The following is a 14,466-nucleotide window of genomic DNA, read 5'->3' on the forward strand; positions in this document are numbered from 1 at the left end:
CCGTCGAGGGGACAGCCGCTCCCCGGGTGCGTAAAGCCCTTTGTCGACAGGAGCGCGCGGGCGTGCGGGTCCCCTGCGTCTCGGGCCACTCCCGCGGAGGCGGCTCGCGGGTTTGAGAGGGGCGCCCGTCCGCCAGGGATGTCGGTGAGGACAGGCCGACGGGCGGGAGGCGTGCGCATGGTGGTCGTGGCGGACGAGGTACGGGACGCGCTGGAGGCGGGGCGTCCGGTGGTGGCGCTGGAGTCGACGATCATCGCGCACGGGCTGCCGCGCCCCCGGAACCTGGCGGTGGCGCGGGAGTTGGAGCAGGCCGTCCGCCAGGAGGGCGCGGTCCCCGCGACGATCGCGGTGCTCGACGGGCAGCCGCGTGTCGGCCTGGACGACGGCCAGTTGGCTCGTGTCGCCCACGAGGACGGCATGCGCAAGCTCAGCCGACGGGACCTGCCGCTCGCGGTGGCGACCGGCGCGAGCGGCGCCACGACCGTCTCGGCCACCGCCCTGCTCGCCGCGCGCGCGGGTGTACGGGTCTTCGCCACGGGCGGGCTCGGCGGGGTGCACCGGGGCTGGACGCAGACGCAGGACGAGTCGGCGGACCTGGGGCTGCTGGCGCGGACCCGGATCACGGTGGTCTGCGCGGGCGTGAAGTCGATCCTGGACGTCCCGGCGACGCTCCAGCGCCTGGAGACGCTCGGCGTGTCCGTGGCGGGTTACGGGACCGACCGCTTCCCGGGCTTCTACCTCGCCGACTCCGGGGAGCCCGTGGACTGGACCCTGCGCTCCCCGGGCGAGGTCGCCGCCGTGATGCGGGCGCAGGACGCGCTCGGCGGCGGGGACGCGGCCCTCGTCGTCGCCAACCCCGTCCCCGAGTCCGAGCAGCTCGATCCGGCGCTCCACGCGCGCGTGCTGGAGAACGGGCTGCGCGCCTGCGACCTGGAGGGCGTCACGGGCCAGGCCGTCACCCCGTTCCTCCTCGCCTACCTGGCCCGGCACACCGAAGGCGCCTCCCTGTAGGCCAATCTGGCGGCGGTGCGCGGCAACGTACGCCTGGCGGGACGGATCGCGTCGGCCTGGGCCGGGGCGTGAAGGCGTCGGACGGCGCGGCGCTCCTGGTGGTCGGCGATGTCGTCACGGACGTCGTCGCCCGGCACCGCGGCCCCCTGGCGTCCGGCACGGACACGGCGGCGGCCATCCGCACGGTGCCGGGCGGCGCGGGCGCCAACGTCGCCTGCTGGGCGGCCCGCGCGGGCTGCCGCGTGACGCTGCTCGGGCGGGTCGGCGCGGAGTCGGCGCACTGGCACGAGGAGGCGCTGGTCCGCGCGGGCGTGCGGCCGCGTCTGGTGGTGGACGGGGAGGCGGCGACCGCCTCGGTGATCAGCCTGGTGGACGCGGGGAACGGCGGCGAGCGGACGTTTCTGACGGACAGCGGGGCGTCCTCGCGCCTCGGCCCCGAGGACTGGTCGCCGGCGGTCCTCGACGGCGCGGGCTGGCTGCATCTGTCGGGCTACCTGTTCTTCTCCGCGCCGGGCCGGGCGCTCGTGGCGGCGGCTTCGCGTGACGCACGCGCGCGTGGTGTGCCGGTGAGTGTCGATCCGGCGTCGGCGGGCTTCCTGCGGAAACTCGGCGCGGAACGTTTCCTCGCGCTCGCGGCCGGGGCCGACGTCCTGCTCCCGAGCGTCGACGAGGCGGTGTTGCTCGGCGGGGCGGGCGGACCGGAGGCGGCGGGCGCGGAGTTGAGCCGGCGCTTCCCGGTGGTCATCGTCAAGGCGGGCCGGGCCGGGGCGTGCCTGGCGCGCGAAGGCGCGGTACGGGAACGCGCGCGCGGGGTGCGGGATGTCGCCGTACGGGACTCCACGGGCGCCGGGGACGCGTTCACGGGGGCGCTGATCGCGGCGCGGCTGCGGGGCGCGGGCTGGCGGGGCGCCCTGGAGGCGGGGTGCCGGGCGGGGGCGACGGCGGTCGGGGTGATCGGCGGGCGACCCCCAAAGCCATGACCGGGGCGCCCACACCCTCCCCGCGCTCCCCGCTCGCCCCCGCGCCCGGGGCGCCTCCCGAGGGGCGCCCTGCGAGGTCGGCCGTACGAGATGGCCACGCCACGCGGAGTCGGCGCGCGCTACGCCTTGCGGCCCCATGCCGAGATGAGCGGGGCGGTGGCGAGGTCCATGGACCCTTCGGCCACGTTGGCGAGGTGACGGTCGATGTCGGCGTCGGTGGCGAGCCCCGCTTCGACCAATGTCGTACGGATCTGCCGCACGGTGGCGAGTTCGAGGGCGGTGCAGGCCGGTGAGGCGACGGGGAAGTACGCGTCGGACTCGACCTGGCGCAGCCCCGCCTCGCGCAGCAGCCGGGGCAGTTTGCGGCCGTAGGACAGATCGGCGCCGCGCTCGGCGAGCAGCGCGCGGAAGCCATGGCGCAGCCGGTTGGCCAACTGCTGCTCGGGGCCGTACTCGTCGGGGCAGAGCAAGGGTTGCAGGGCCGGGTCGGCGTCTTCGAGCAGGAGCCTGCCGCCGGGACGCAGGGCGCCGATCATCGACCTCAACGCCCGTTCCCGGTCGGGGACATGGACGAGGACGAGGCGGGCGTGGACCAGGTCGAAGGTCTCGGCGGGCGGTTCGTCGGCGCCGATGTCGTGCCGGCGGACCTCGACGGGGGTGCGCGGGGCGCCGGACTGCCAGGAGGTATCGATGTCGGTGGCGAGGACGCGGCCGGTCGGCCCCACCTTGCGGGCCAGCCAGGAGACCACGGAGGTGCCGCCCGCGCCGACCTCCCAGCAGCGCCAGCCGGAGCCGATGCCGAACCGTTCGAGGTGCCGGAAGGTCGTGGGGTCGAACAGGGTTGCGAGGGCGTCGAACCGTTCACCCGCCTCGGCCTGCCGGTTGTCGAGGAGGTACGAGTGTCCGCCGGAGTCCGTCATGGTCCGATCATCCCAGCAGTGCGGCCGAATGCCGGGTACGGCACGGCTCGTACGGCTGATGGCGGTTCCTCCCCGAGCACCCACGGAGACGCGAATGCCCCCGCACACCCGGAACGGAATGTTCCGTTCCCACAGGCTCTGACCGATGTCGGTGGCGGCTGGCAGACTGGCTCGCCAAGTGGCCTTCACGCAACCGGGCATCCGGCCCGGGAGCGAGGCGAGGCATGGGACGGAGCACGTACGCGATCCGGCGCGAGGAGCAGAGCATGGCGATGGCGGGGAACCTGCGGAGGGTCGGCAGCCTGCGCCCGGTGGGCGGACTGCGGAAGGTCGCACGGCTGGCGCGGCGGCGGCCCCGGGTGGACCTGAGCCACCCGGCGCGCTCCCCGCTCGGCTCGGCCGTCGTGAACTGCGTGACCTACCGGCGCGGCAGGCGCGAGCGGGGCGGCGAGGACCTGCGGGAAGCGGTGCGGGCGGTGCGCAAGGCGGGCGACGACGGATTCGTCTGGCTGGGGCTGCACGAGCCGTCCGAGGCGGAGATCGCGGACATCGCCGAGCTGTTCGAGCTGCACCCGCTGGCCGTCGAGGACGCGGTGCACGCGCATCAGCGGCCCAAGGTCGAGCGGTACGGGGACACGCTGTTCGCGGTCCTAAAGACAGTCTGCTACGTGGAGCACGCGGAGCTGACGGCGACCAGCGAGGTCGTCGACACCGGCGAGATCATGGTGTTCGTCGGGCACGACTTCGTCGTCACCGTGCGGCACGGCCGGCACGGGTCGCTGGGGCCGGTGCGCGAGGGCCTTGAGGCGGACCCGGACCAGCTCGCCAAGGGGCCGGCGGCGGTGCTGCACGCCATCGCGGACAGTGTCGTCGACGACTATCTGACCGTGATCGACGAGGTGCAGGCCGACATCGACGAGGTCGAGACGGAGGTGTTCGGGCGCCAGGGCGAGCGCGCCGACGCGGGCCGCATCTACCAGCTCAAGCGCGAACTGCTGGAGCTGAAGCGGGCGGTGACCCCGCTGGCCCGCCCGATACAGGAGCTGTCCGGGCGGCCCTTTCCGGTGGTCCCGCCCGAGATACAGGCGTACTTCCGGGACGTGTCGGACCACTTGCTGCGCGCGGCCGAACAGATAGCGGGCTTCGACGAGTTGCTCAACTCGATCCTCCAGGCCCATCTCGCCCAGGTGACCGTCGCGCAGAACGAGGACATGCGCAAGATCACCGCGTGGGCGGCGATCGTCGCCGTTCCGACGATGGGCTGCGGGATCTACGGCATGAACTTCGACCACATGCCGGAGCTGCACTGGCGGTACGGATATCCGCTGATGCTGGGGGTCATAGCCGCGATCTGTGTGGCCGTGTACCGGGGGTTCAAGCGCAACGGCTGGCTGTGAGCCGCGCCCGGCGCCCGCTCACTCCTTGGCGTAGACGCTCTCGACCCACGCGGCGATCTGGTCGTCGCTGAGGTGGACGGCGAGGTCGGCCTCGCTGATCATGCCGACGAGCTTCTTGTCCTTGATGACGGGCAGCCGGCGGATCTGGTGGTCCTGCATCTCGTGCAGGACGGCGGCGATGTCGGCGTCCGCGTCGATCCAGCGGGGGGTGCCCTTGGCCAGTTCGCTCGCGGTGACCTTGGCCGGGTCGTGGCCCATGGCGACGCAGTCCACGACGATGTCGCGGTCGGTGATGATGCCGGAGAGGCGCTCGTTCTCGTCGCTGACCGGCAGCGCGCCGACGTTGTGCTCGCGCATGAGCTGGGCGGCGCGGTCGAGGGTCTCGTGGCCGGGTATCCAGCGCGCACCCGGATGCATGATGTCCGCGGCGGTGGTCATGTCGTACCTCCCGTGACGGGGATGGGGGTCGGCCCGCGCACTGCGGCACGACGCGGGACGTCGTGACCTGCGCGACCGCCCTCAGTCTCGCCGGGGGCCCGGCACCACGCACGTCGGAGCGGGCCGGGCGGGTACGGGTCGGAGCGGGCCGGGCGGGTACGGGTGGGCGCGGGCCGGCCGGGTCGGTGCGGACCGGGCGGTGCGGGCTCAGCCGTTCCAGGCGGGGTGGCGGGGGTCGTCCGCGCGTACGACGACATCCGCCGTGGCGGCCGGGTCGGTCTCGGTGTCGTAGCGGGCGAAGGCCGGCAGGGTCCAGCGGTCGGCCTCGGGCGTACGCCGCCGCAGGGCCCCCGCGGAGAGGCCGACGTGAACGGTGAGGTCGAAGGGGAACCAGTGCTGAAGGAGAAGAGGACCATGCAGCAACAGGACTCCGCCGGGCGGCAGTTCGGTGTACGGGCTGCGCGTGGCACGGTCCGTGGCGGGGTCCCACAGGTCGGGCAGCACCCGGCCGGTGCCGTCCGGTTCGAGCGGGCCGAACACCTCGCGCCACAGCGCGCCCGTGTCGAACCAGCCGCTGTAGTACGACTCCACGTCCTCCCTTCCGAACTCGTAGCGCAGGGAGGCCGGGCGCAGGAAGCCCTCGGCGGCGACCACGAGCGAGGGGCGTCCGCGCACGCGCAGGGCCTCGCCGACGCGGGCGGCGAGGTCGCCCGGGCGGGCCGCGGGGGCACCGTCGAAGGCGACCTTGGGCCAGGGGCCGCCGTCGGCCGGCTTCAGGTCGAGCAGCCGCTCGGCGAGCCGGTCGCCGAGCCGTTCCCAGGTGATCGCTTCGAGTCGCACACGTCCCATGATGCAGGGCGGGGCGGGCGCGGCGGAGGGGCGTTGCGGGGGCCACCCTGCGGGCATGAAGCGGGTATGAGCAGCGGAGTCGTGGCGGGGCGCGGGCCCGTCGTGTTCCAGCCGGTCAAGAGCAGACGCTGTGCCGTCTGCCGGTCGGGGCCGCTGGCCCTGCTGGTGCTGGCGGAGGGCCGGCCGCGCTGCCTGGTCTGCGCGGACCTCGCGCTTCTGGTGTATCTGCCGCGCGGGGACACGGCGTTGACGCGGCGGGCGCGGGAGGAGAGCGCGCTGTCGGCGGTGGTGGTCCGCTTCCATCGGCGGCGCGGCCGGTACGAGCGCCAAGGCGTCCTCGTGGAGGAGGCGGCGCTGGCGCGGGCGGAGCGGCGGTGCCTGGCGGACGCGGACGCGCGGGCGCGGCGCAGGGTGCGGGACGCGCGGCGGCGGGCGGCGGCCGACGAGCGGTTCGTGGCGGAGTTCGCGGCGGAGATACGGCGGCTGTTCCCGGGCTGCCCCGAGGAGCGGGCGGCGGCCGTCGCGGCGCACGCGGCCCTGCGCGGCAGCGGCCGCGTCGGGCGCAGCGCGGCGGGGCGGGCGCTGGCGCCGGGTGCGGTGGAGGCGGCGGTGCGGGCGGCGGTGCGGCATGTCGACACCGCGTACGACCAGATGTTGATGGAGGGCGTCGGATGGAAGGAGGCGCGGGCGCTGGTGGCGGGGCCGGTGGCGCGGGTGCTGGAGGGCTGGCGGGCGGCGGGGGTCGACGGCGGAGGCTGATGCCGGGGGCCGATGTGAGGCATGATCCCGGGCGGGGCGAGAGATCCGAGGGGGGCGGGATGGTCGAGGGACCGTATTTTGCGCTGGTGGTGCTGGGCGCGCTGTGGTGCGGGGTGTCCGCGGGGGTGTTCGTGGCGTTCTCCACGTTCGTGATGCGCGGGCTCGGGGCGTTGCCGGCCGCGCGCGGGATCGCCGCGATGAACGCGATCAACGTGGCGGCCGTGTCGGCCCCCTTCATGGTCGTCTTCATGGGGGCGGCGGCGCTGTGCGCGGTGATCGCCGTCGTGACGTTCGTGCTGTGGCCCGAGGGGGCGACGGTGGAGCTGCTGGCGGGGGCGGCGTTGTATCTGGCGGGTTCGTTCGGGGTGACGGTCGCGGCGAACGTGCCGCGCAACGAGGCGCTGGCGGGCCTCGCGGGCGCGGAGGAGGCGGAGTCCAGCGCCGCGTACTGGCAGGTCTACCTGCGCGAGTGGGTGTGGTGGAACCACATACGGGCCGCGGCGGCGGCCGTCTCCTCGGGGCTGTTCGTGCTGGCGCTGACCTGAGCGGGGCGACGGACTGACCGCCGGTAGGGTGCGCTGTCGTGGCGGAGTCATGGGTCGATGCCGCGGAGCGACTCGGGGTCGATCTGCATCTGGAGCTGGCGGGTTCGGGCAGTAGGCGGGGGGCGCTCGCGCGGGCGTTGCGGGAGGCGGTGCGGTCGGGACGGCTCGCCGCCGGTATGCGACTGCCGCCGTACCGGGCGCTGGCGGCGGATCTCGGCGTGGCCCGCAACACGGTGGCCGACGCCTACGCCGAACTCGTCGCCGAGGGCTGGCTCACGGCGCGCCAGGGCTCGGGCACGCGGGTCGCGGACCGGGCCGGGGCGCCGGGCGCGGCGGAGCGGGAGCCCGCGCGGGTCCCGGAGCGTTCCGGCGGACCGGCGCACGATCTGCGGCAGGGCGCGCCGGACGCGTCGGCGTTCCCGAGGGAGGCGTGGGCGCGGGCGTACCGGCGGGCGTTGGCGCAGGCGCCGACGGCGGCGTTCGGGCCCGGTGATCCGCAGGGCAGGATCGAACTGCGGACGGCGCTCGCGGAGTACCTGGCGCGGGCGCGCGGGGTGCGGACGGAACCGGGCCGGATCGTGATCTGCTCGGGGTTCGCGCACGCGCTGCGGCTGCTGTACGGGGAGGGGGTGCTGCGCGGGCCGCTGGCGGTGGAGGAGTACGGCTTGCCGTTCCATCGGGCGCTGGTGGAGCGGGCCGGGGTGCGGACCGTGCCGGTGGCGGTGGATCAGGGCGGGGCGCGGGTCGCGGAGTTGGCGGGGTTCCGGGGGCGGGGGGTGTTGTTGACGCCGGCGCATCAGTTCCCGACCGGTGGGCCGCTGCATGCGGAGCGGCGGGCGGCGGCGGTGGACTGGGCGCGGGTGCGGGACGGTTTCGTGCTGGAGGACGACTACGACGGGGAGTTCCGTTACGACCGTAAGCCGGTCGGCGCCGTGCAGGGGCTCGATCCGGAGCGGGTCGTATACGTGGGGTCGGTGAGCAAGAGCCTCTCCCCCGCGCTGCGGCTGGGGTGGATGGTGCTGCCGCGTGAGCTGGTGGGCGAGGTCGTCGCGGCGAAGGGCGAACGGGAGGCGTGGGCGGGGGTGTTGGAGCAGCTCGCGCTCGCGGAGTTCGTGGCGTCAGGGGCGTACGACCGGCATGTGCGGCGGATGCGGCAGCGGTACCGGGGGCGGCGGGACCGGCTGGTGGCGGTGCTGGCGCGGCGGGCGCCGCGGGTGGAGGTGACGGGGATCGCTGCGGGGCTGCACGCGGTGTTGCGGCTGCCGGCCGGCACGGAAGCGGCGGCGCTGGAGGCGGCAGGCCGGCACGGAGTGGCCCTGGACGGCCTCGCGTACTTCCGGCACCCGCGGGCGACCGGCACGCAGGCCCCGGCGGACGGCCTGGTCGTGGGTTACGCGGCAGCGGCGGACCGAGCATACGAAGCGGCCCTCACAGCCCTGTGCGAAGCACTGCTCCCACCCCTACAAGCCACCTGACCCGCCCGCCCCTCAGGGCCGCGAGGAGACCAGCCCCCTGAGGGGCGCGAGGAACTGCGCGACCAGCCACGACGAACCCGAACCACCCCACCAACCCCAAGCCACCCGGCCAAAAACCCGCCCCCACCCCACCAACCCCCTCAGGGGCGCGGGGAACTGCGCGACCAGCCACGACGAACCGGGACCACCACACCAAACCCAAGCCACCCCACCCGGCAAAAAGCCCCGGCACCCCCGACAACACCCCGCCCGGAACCCCCGTAGAAAACCGCCCAGGCCCCAAAACACCCGCCCGACAAAAGAACCCGCCCCGGACGGAGGACAAGGTCAGGACAGGAGAAAGTCCGCGGCGCCAGACTTCGCGCCCTCGATGAACGCGGTGATCTCACCCGGCGTGTAGATGAGCGCGGGCCCGTCCGGGTCCGAGGACTGACGGACGGCGACCCGCCCATCGGCCAGCTTCATGGCTTCGAGGCAGTTGCCCCCGTTGCCGCCGCTCCACGGCTTGTGCCAGCCTTCGCTGCCGAGTTCGCGCGCGGGCATGCCGTTGTAGATCGGCTCCCCGTCGACGCCTCGTATTCGGTCCTTGATCGAGTCCATTCACAGCTCCTTGCGGAGATCGCGGAGGATCTCCTTTGTGCGTTGTGCCGTCGCGGCGTGCGCCGCCATGCGGTCCATGACTTCGAGGTGCGTGGCCACCTCGGGGCGCGCGTCGAGGTAGACGGCACCGGTCAGGTACTCGCTGTAGACCATGTCCGGCAGTTCTGACATGGCAAATCGGAACAGGACGAAGGGTCCGTAGGTGCCCGGGTGCGGCCCGGCGGCGAACTCGGCGATCTGGAGCGTGACGTTCGGCAGCTCCATTGCCTCAAGCAACCGGTCGATCTGGGCGCGCATCACGTCCGCGTCGCCGACCGGGCGGCGCAGGGCGGTCTCGTCCATGACCATCCACACGCGCGGCGCGCCCTCGCGGGTCAGGAGGTTCTGGCGCTGCATGCGCAGGGCGACGTGCCGTTCGACGACGTCGGGGTCGTCGGCGAGGGCCCGCCCTATCGCGCCGGAGAGCAGCACCCCGCGCGCGTAGTCCTCGGTCTGCAGGAGCCCCGGCACGAAGTGCGGGTCGTAGGACCGGATGAGGGAGGCGGCGCCCTCCAGGCTCACGTACATCGAGAACCAGTTGGGGAGGATGTCGTGGTACCGCTGCCACCAGCCCGGCTTGTTCGCCTCTTCGGCGAGCTGCACGAAGGACTCGGCCTCGTCGTCGGCGACGCCGTAGGACTTCAGGAGGAGCTGGAGGTAGGGGATCTTGAGCGCGACCTCGGCCGTCTCCATGCGTCGGACGGTCGCGGCGGTCACGCGGAGTACTTTCGCCGCGTCCTCGCGCTTGAGCCCGGCGCCCTCGCGGAGGTCCTGGAGGCGGCGGCCGAGCACGACCTGGCCGACCGTCGGCGCGGACCGCGGTTCGCTCACGCCCCTGACCTCCCGTAAAGACGACCCGTAGTCCGAGTGTTCGAATCCAGCCGCGGAATGGCGCCGGAGACCGAGGTCACCGGCTGTTTCCCGCGGTTCGCCCCCGTTGGGCGCCGCGCGACGAGCTGCTGCGAGCAGTGTGCCATGCCCACTCCAGGAGGAACACTGCACTCTGCACTTTTCAGAGTGGCTCTTGCCAAGTGTTCACGACGGGGCGATAGTGGCAAGCGTGACTCCGTCCGCGCCCTTAGGAACAGAAGCCGGCGAAGCTACGCTCGGTGACCGTCCGGGCACCCCGCTCGGGGCCCCGGTCCGCCGCAGCAGCTTCGAACTGGCTCCCCACCCGGGCTCCGCCGCTCAGGCCCGGCGAATGACGCGTGCCCACCTGAGCCGGTGGGGCGCGTGCGAGGACACCTGCGACGCGGCGGCACTCGTCGTGTCCGAGCTGGTCACGAACGCGATCGTGCACACGGCCAGCAGACGCATACTGTGCGAGCTGCACGACCTGCGCGACGCCGCCGGTGAGCGCGTCCGTATAGCGGTACGCGACGAAGGCTGCCTGCCGGGCGAGCCCCGCGCCGAGGGCCGGACCACGCCCGAGGAGGAGCACGGCAGGGGGCTCCTCCTCGTCGCGGCCGTCTCCTCCGCGTGGGGCGCCCAGGAGACCGAACCCGGACTGCTCGTCTGGGCCGAACTGCCGAGGGTCGCGGGGTCCGCCCCCGGCCCGGGGCCCGTGCCGGACGTCTCCGATGGAGCCGGATGGGCCTGGTGAACGTCCGCCCCGACCAGGCGGACGAGAACGACGAACGTGCTGCGCGGGGACAGCGGGAAACGGATGTGCGTGGTGACGACGCGGACGATGCAGCTCGACACTCTGGTGGGGCTCGCCCGGCGGCGCAGCGCCGCCCGCCGGTCCCCGCACCCTCCCGCGCCCATACGCCTGGCCTTGCCCGAGGGCATGACCGCGCCGCTGGGCTGCGACGCGGTACGGGTGCCTGAGGCGTTCGCCCGGGCGATGACCCGGCGGCTGCCGCAGATGGGGTGCGTCTACGCGGACGGCACGCACTGGTGGTGGCTGGTGCCGGCCGACTCCGACGTCGCGCTGGAGTGGCCGGAGCCGGCGCGGTACGCGGCGGGGGCGCTCGTGCTGGACGCGGCGCGCACCCCGGACCTCATCCACTGCCCCGAGGGCGCGGTGCCGTACACGCCGCCGATCCCGCTGTATCTGGCGCTGTGCCGGGTCACGGGCACCATCCCGGCCTGGTCCCGCTCGGTCAACACGCCCTGACGCGCCCGCGGCGCTCCCTGACGGCCCCCTCGCCACCGCGCCTGCGCGAAGGCGCCGCCCCCACCTTCCCGTACGCCCCAACCTTCCCGTACGCCCCACGCGCCCCGAGTCCGCGCGCGGGCCGTGTCCCGGGGCGGGCGTTCGTGGGATAACTCGGGGGACGACTCCCTTGCCGGACAAGGGAGTTCGGGGGACGGGGGTCCGATGGGGAGAGCCAAGGCGCGGTCGGCGGAGCCGGAGACGTCCGCGTCCGAACACCTGCTGTTCGGCGGACCGCTGCGGTACGAGAACGGCTGGTCGGCGCATGAGGACGCGTTCCTCCAACTGAACTTCCGGGCGATGCTGTCCCGGCTCCCGGCGCTGCTCGCCTCCAGTCTGCGCCTCGCGCGGGACGCCGACCGCCGCGCCGCAGCCCTCGTCCTCGCGGCCGAGTCGGGGCGCGGCATCGCGCAGGCGGTGAACCTGCTCGCCGTCAATAGCGTGCTGGCCCGTCTGGTCGGCGGCGGCCCGATCGCGGACCGGCTGCGCGGCGCGGCGCCCGCCCTGATCGCCGTGGCCTGCGTCCTGTTCGTCGCCGCCCTGCTGCGCGCGGCGTCGACGTACGCGACGGGACGGCTGGAGCCCAAGGTCGAACGGCTCGCCACGGAGCGGTATCTGGAGCGGGCGGCGGCGGTGGAGCTGGCGGCGATCGAGGACGACGCGTTCCACAAGCTGCTGGACACCGCGCAGTACGGGGCCTCGTCCGCCCGCCGGATGATCGCCACCTCGACCCGCGTCGTGAACGCGCTGATCTCCCTCGTCGCCGCCGCCGGCGTGCTGACCGTGCTGCATCCGCTGTTGCTGCCGCTGCTCGTGACGATGACCGTGCCGAGCGCGTGGAGCGCGCTGACGATCGCGCGCCGCCGCTACCGCTCGTTCCATGTATGGGTGCAGCACGCGCGCGCGGGGCGGCTCATCAGCAGCCTGCTCATCGACACGGTGGCCGCGCCCGAGATCCGCGTGCACGGCGTCGGACCGTTCCTGCTGCGGCACTTCCGGGCCATGTCGGAGACGCAGGAGGCCGAGCAGGCGCGGCTGGCCCGGCTCGCCGCGCGCACCGGCCTGGTCGCGGCAGCCTGGACGGGCCTCGCCACGGCGGCGACGTACACCACGCTCGGCCTGCTGCTGCTCACCGGCGCGATGGCCCTGTCGGTGGCGGGCACGGCCGTGATAGCGATCCGTACGGGCTCGCAGTCGCTCGACTCGCTCGTCCTCGAAGTCAACTCGCTGCACGAGGACGCCCTGTTCGTGGGCGATCTGGAGCGGCTGCACGTGGAGGCGGCGCGGCGCGCGATCCCCGCGGGCGGTGTCGCGCTGCCGCCCGAGCCGCGCGAGATCCGGTTCGAGAACGTGTCGTTCGCCTACCCGGGCAGCTCCGCCCGCCCCGCGCTCGACGATCTGACGCTGACGGTGCCGACGGGCCGGATCGTGGCGCTCGTCGGCGAGAACGGCTCGGGCAAGACAACGCTGGTGAAGCTGCTCGCCGGGCTGTACGCGCCCCAGAGCGGGCGCGTCCTGTGGGATGACGTGGACGCGGCGGACGTCGACCGGGCGCTGCTGGCCGAGCGGGTCGCCATGGTCGCCCAGGACTTCAAGCGCTGGCCCTTCACCGCCCGCGTCAACGTCGGCATCGGCCGCTCCACCGACGAGCCCACCGAGGAACGGGTCGGCGCGGCGGTGGGCCTCGCGGGCGCCGAGCAGGTCGTACGGGAACTGCCGCACGGCCTCGACACGTTACTGGCCCGCGCGTTCAGCGGGGGCCACGAGCTGTCGGGCGGGCAGTGGCAGCGGCTCGGGATCGCGCGGGCCGCGTTCCGCAAGGGCAGCGTCCTGATCGTGGACGAGCCGACGGCGGCGCTCGACGCCCGCGCCGAGCTGGAGGTCTTCGAGCGGATCAGGTCGCTGGCGGGCTCCGGGCAGACCGTCGTACTGATCACGCACCGGCTCGCCTCGGTGCGGCACGCGGATCTCGTGCACGTCCTGGAGCGGGGGCGGCTCGTGGAGTCGGGGCCGCCCGACGAGCTGCTCGCCGCCGGGGGCGTGTACGCGGAGCTGTACGCGTTGCAGGCCGAGCAGTTCAGCCGACAGGTTCCGCGGCGGGACCCCGTTCCCCGCCCCGTTGCCCGCCCCGTTCCACCACCAGGAACGCGTCCGACGCCAGGTCCATGACCACTTCGGCCCGTCGGCCCTCCTCGCGGCACGCGTGCGCGAACTCCTCGGCGGGCCACGAGCCGCGCGGGCCGCCCGCCGGGAAGCGCCGCAACACCTCCCGTACAGCCAGCCCCGGTTGCCTCGTACGCCCCTCCGGCGCCATGGGTGTCACGCCCCTGCGGTACTTGCTGTTCTTCTCGCTCTTGTCGTTCATCGTCGTCTGTCCCTGTCCCCCGTGTCGGCGCCGCCGCAGTGCGGTGGCGGTGTTCAGGGAAGAGAACGCCTGCGGGGCGGTCGAGGAAGCGGGCGTGACGACAATGACACCGGTTCGGGACCTCTCCGGGACGGCCGTAGGTGTTCGTCGCGGTATCAGTCGAGATATTCGTCGTGGTAGCGGACGCCCGCGCTGCCGGCCGGCGCGCCGAGCGCCGAGGCGCGGCCCGCGGGCAGCTCCCACTCCTCCCGGCGGCCGAGTGCGGTCAGGTCGAGCAGGTTCGTCGTGAAGCCGATGTTGTCGAGGCCGCGGTCGAACGCCGAGTACGTGTGGAAGACCCGCTCGCCGTCGCGCAAGAAGCAACTGAGCCCGGGGCGTTCGCGCAGCGAGCCGTCATCGCCATCGACGAGGGTCGCGCCGAAGTCCTGGTTGAAGGCGCTGAGACCGGAGGAGTACCAGGGCAGCGTCCAGCCCATCCGTGCCTTGAACGGCAGGATCTTGGTGAACGGCGCGCGCGAGACCGCGGCGAACGCCGTGCCACGCGCGCGTAGATGCGCGAGATGGCCGATCTGGTCGAGGAAGCCGGAGCAGGAGCGGCAGCCCGCGTCCCACTCGGGGTCGAACATGAAGTGGTAGACGACGAGCTGGTCGCGCCCCTCGAACAGGTCGAGCAGTTCCGCCTTGCCGTCCGGTCCCTCGAACACGTACAGCTTGTCGATCTCGACCATGGGCAGTTCGCGCCGCCGCGTGTTCAACGCGTCGCGCGCGCGGGTCGCGGCTTTCTCCAGGGCCAGCAACTCCTCACGGGCCGCGAGCCATTCCTCGCGCGTGACCACCTTCGGCAGCCCCATGGTTCCTCCTCGGATCGGCGCTTCGAAGGGTGGACCGCGAAGGGGCGCGGAACTCATCGCCCGCGGGGAAAGAATCTTG

The 14,466-nt window shown here is 73.7% G+C and carries 15 protein-coding genes and 1 pseudogene; 9 read left to right on the forward strand and 7 right to left on the reverse strand.

Going from position 1 to position 14,466, the window contains the following annotated elements:
• Window positions 1-177 precede the first annotated feature (177 nt).
• Both ACZ7LY_RS11040 and ACZ7LY_RS11045 read left to right on the forward strand, forming a co-directional pair.
• Window positions 178-1,083, forward strand: a pseudogene (locus ACZ7LY_RS11040) (pseudouridine-5'-phosphate glycosidase).
• Window positions 1,068-1,991: a carbohydrate kinase family protein gene (locus ACZ7LY_RS11045; RefSeq protein WP_471624444.1), complete on the forward strand. Its 924-nt coding sequence runs from the start codon at window positions 1,068-1,070 to the stop codon at window positions 1,989-1,991. Before ACZ7LY_RS11040 ends, ACZ7LY_RS11045 begins: the two are co-directional and overlap by 16 nt.
• Before the next feature lie 119 nt (window positions 1,992-2,110).
• Here ACZ7LY_RS11045 and ACZ7LY_RS11050 read toward each other — a convergent pair whose 3' ends face one another.
• On the reverse strand, window positions 2,111-2,911 hold the full coding sequence (locus ACZ7LY_RS11050; protein ID WP_471624241.1) for a methyltransferase domain-containing protein: 801 nt from the start codon (window positions 2,909-2,911) through the stop codon (window positions 2,111-2,113).
• A 266-nt stretch (window positions 2,912-3,177) separates the two neighbouring features.
• Between ACZ7LY_RS11050 and ACZ7LY_RS11055 the strand changes: the two genes are divergently transcribed.
• Window positions 3,178-4,308, forward strand: coding sequence for a magnesium and cobalt transport protein CorA (locus ACZ7LY_RS11055; RefSeq protein ID WP_471624445.1), 1,131 nt, complete (start codon window positions 3,178-3,180; stop codon window positions 4,306-4,308).
• Between the two features lie 18 nt (window positions 4,309-4,326).
• On the opposite strand, the gene ACZ7LY_RS11060 is transcribed toward ACZ7LY_RS11055, so the two are convergent.
• Both ACZ7LY_RS11060 and ACZ7LY_RS11065 read right to left on the reverse strand, forming a co-directional pair.
• Complete coding sequence (locus ACZ7LY_RS11060; RefSeq protein ID WP_471624242.1) at window positions 4,327-4,746, reverse strand: CBS domain-containing protein; 420 nt, start codon at window positions 4,744-4,746, stop codon at window positions 4,327-4,329.
• A gap of 207 nt (window positions 4,747-4,953) precedes the next feature.
• Complete coding sequence (locus ACZ7LY_RS11065) at window positions 4,954-5,595, reverse strand: nucleoside/nucleotide kinase family protein (RefSeq protein WP_471624243.1); 642 nt, start codon at window positions 5,593-5,595, stop codon at window positions 4,954-4,956.
• A 66-nt stretch (window positions 5,596-5,661) separates the two neighbouring features.
• Here ACZ7LY_RS11065 and ACZ7LY_RS11070 point away from each other — a divergent pair, with 66 nt between their 5' ends.
• The 3 genes from ACZ7LY_RS11070 to pdxR are packed head-to-tail and all read left to right on the forward strand — an operon-like array spanning window position 5,662 to window position 8,374.
• The gene (locus ACZ7LY_RS11070) at window positions 5,662-6,354 is read left to right on the forward strand and encodes a DUF2293 domain-containing protein (protein WP_471624244.1); all 693 of its coding nucleotides are present in this window, start codon (window positions 5,662-5,664) and stop codon (window positions 6,352-6,354) included.
• Window positions 6,355-6,413: 59 nt separating this feature from the next.
• Window positions 6,414-6,899, forward strand: a complete 486-nt coding sequence (locus tag ACZ7LY_RS11075) for an anthrone oxygenase family protein (protein ID WP_471624245.1) — start codon at window positions 6,414-6,416, stop codon at window positions 6,897-6,899.
• A 38-nt stretch (window positions 6,900-6,937) separates the two neighbouring features.
• Window positions 6,938-8,374 (forward strand): MocR-like pyridoxine biosynthesis transcription factor PdxR, encoded by a 1,437-nt coding sequence (gene pdxR / locus ACZ7LY_RS11080; protein WP_471624246.1) that lies wholly within the window; start codon window positions 6,938-6,940, stop codon window positions 8,372-8,374.
• A 327-nt stretch (window positions 8,375-8,701) separates the two neighbouring features.
• Here pdxR and ACZ7LY_RS11085 read toward each other — a convergent pair whose 3' ends face one another.
• Together ACZ7LY_RS11085 and ACZ7LY_RS11090 are read right to left on the reverse strand one after the other, a co-directional pair.
• Entirely contained in the window at window positions 8,702-8,974 is a 273-nt protein-coding gene (locus ACZ7LY_RS11085; protein ID WP_255978745.1) for a DUF397 domain-containing protein, read from the reverse strand.
• Window positions 8,975-9,844, reverse strand: coding sequence for a helix-turn-helix domain-containing protein (locus ACZ7LY_RS11090; protein WP_471624247.1), 870 nt, complete (start codon window positions 9,842-9,844; stop codon window positions 8,975-8,977).
• Between the two features lie 370 nt (window positions 9,845-10,214).
• On the opposite strand from ACZ7LY_RS11090, the gene ACZ7LY_RS11095 reads away from it, so the two are divergent.
• The 3 genes from ACZ7LY_RS11095 to ACZ7LY_RS11105 all read left to right on the forward strand — a co-directional run bounded on the left by ACZ7LY_RS11095 (window position 10,215) and on the right by ACZ7LY_RS11105 (window position 13,340).
• Complete coding sequence (locus ACZ7LY_RS11095) at window positions 10,215-10,616, forward strand: ATP-binding protein (protein WP_471624248.1); 402 nt, start codon at window positions 10,215-10,217, stop codon at window positions 10,614-10,616.
• Between the two features lie 87 nt (window positions 10,617-10,703).
• On the forward strand, window positions 10,704-11,132 hold the full coding sequence (locus tag ACZ7LY_RS11100; protein WP_471624249.1) for a hypothetical protein: 429 nt from the start codon (window positions 10,704-10,706) through the stop codon (window positions 11,130-11,132).
• A gap of 204 nt (window positions 11,133-11,336) precedes the next feature.
• Complete coding sequence (locus ACZ7LY_RS11105; protein WP_471624250.1) at window positions 11,337-13,340, forward strand: ABC transporter ATP-binding protein; 2,004 nt, start codon at window positions 11,337-11,339, stop codon at window positions 13,338-13,340.
• Here ACZ7LY_RS11105 and ACZ7LY_RS11110 read toward each other — a convergent pair.
• The gene (locus ACZ7LY_RS11110; protein WP_471624446.1) at window positions 13,249-13,437 is read right to left on the reverse strand and encodes a hypothetical protein; all 189 of its coding nucleotides are present in this window, start codon (window positions 13,435-13,437) and stop codon (window positions 13,249-13,251) included. The genes ACZ7LY_RS11105 and ACZ7LY_RS11110 overlap by 92 nt on opposite strands.
• 254 nt (window positions 13,438-13,691) lie before the next feature.
• The gene (locus ACZ7LY_RS11115; RefSeq protein WP_471624251.1) at window positions 13,692-14,387 is read right to left on the reverse strand and encodes a DUF899 domain-containing protein; all 696 of its coding nucleotides are present in this window, start codon (window positions 14,385-14,387) and stop codon (window positions 13,692-13,694) included.
• Window positions 14,388-14,466 lie beyond the last annotated feature (79 nt).

It is taken from the genome of Streptomyces sp. NPDC107550 (genome assembly GCF_055639095.1).

Excerpts from the sequence above, each read along its gene's own strand:
- ACZ7LY_RS11050 (WP_471624241.1), bottom strand. The coding sequence starts at position 2,911 with ATGACGGACTCCGGCGGACACTCGTACCTCCTCGACAACCGGCAGGCC.
- ACZ7LY_RS11055 (WP_471624445.1), top strand. The coding sequence starts at position 3,178 with ATGGCGATGGCGGGGAACCTGCGGAGGGTCGGCAGCCTGCGCCCGGTG.
- ACZ7LY_RS11100 (WP_471624249.1), top strand. The coding sequence starts at position 10,704 with ATGCAGCTCGACACTCTGGTGGGGCTCGCCCGGCGGCGCAGCGCCGCC.
- ACZ7LY_RS11075 (WP_471624245.1), top strand. The coding sequence starts at position 6,414 with ATGGTCGAGGGACCGTATTTTGCGCTGGTGGTGCTGGGCGCGCTGTGG.
- ACZ7LY_RS11085 (WP_255978745.1), bottom strand. The coding sequence starts at position 8,974 with ATGGACTCGATCAAGGACCGAATACGAGGCGTCGACGGGGAGCCGATC.
- ACZ7LY_RS11115 (WP_471624251.1), bottom strand. The coding sequence starts at position 14,387 with ATGGGGCTGCCGAAGGTGGTCACGCGCGAGGAATGGCTCGCGGCCCGT.
- ACZ7LY_RS11065 (WP_471624243.1), bottom strand. The coding sequence starts at position 5,595 with ATGGGACGTGTGCGACTCGAAGCGATCACCTGGGAACGGCTCGGCGAC.
- ACZ7LY_RS11095 (WP_471624248.1), top strand. The coding sequence starts at position 10,215 with ATGACGCGTGCCCACCTGAGCCGGTGGGGCGCGTGCGAGGACACCTGC.
- ACZ7LY_RS11070 (WP_471624244.1), top strand. The coding sequence starts at position 5,662 with ATGAGCAGCGGAGTCGTGGCGGGGCGCGGGCCCGTCGTGTTCCAGCCG.
- ACZ7LY_RS11105 (WP_471624250.1), top strand. The coding sequence starts at position 11,337 with ATGGGGAGAGCCAAGGCGCGGTCGGCGGAGCCGGAGACGTCCGCGTCC.
- ACZ7LY_RS11060 (WP_471624242.1), bottom strand. The coding sequence starts at position 4,746 with ATGACCACCGCCGCGGACATCATGCATCCGGGTGCGCGCTGGATACCC.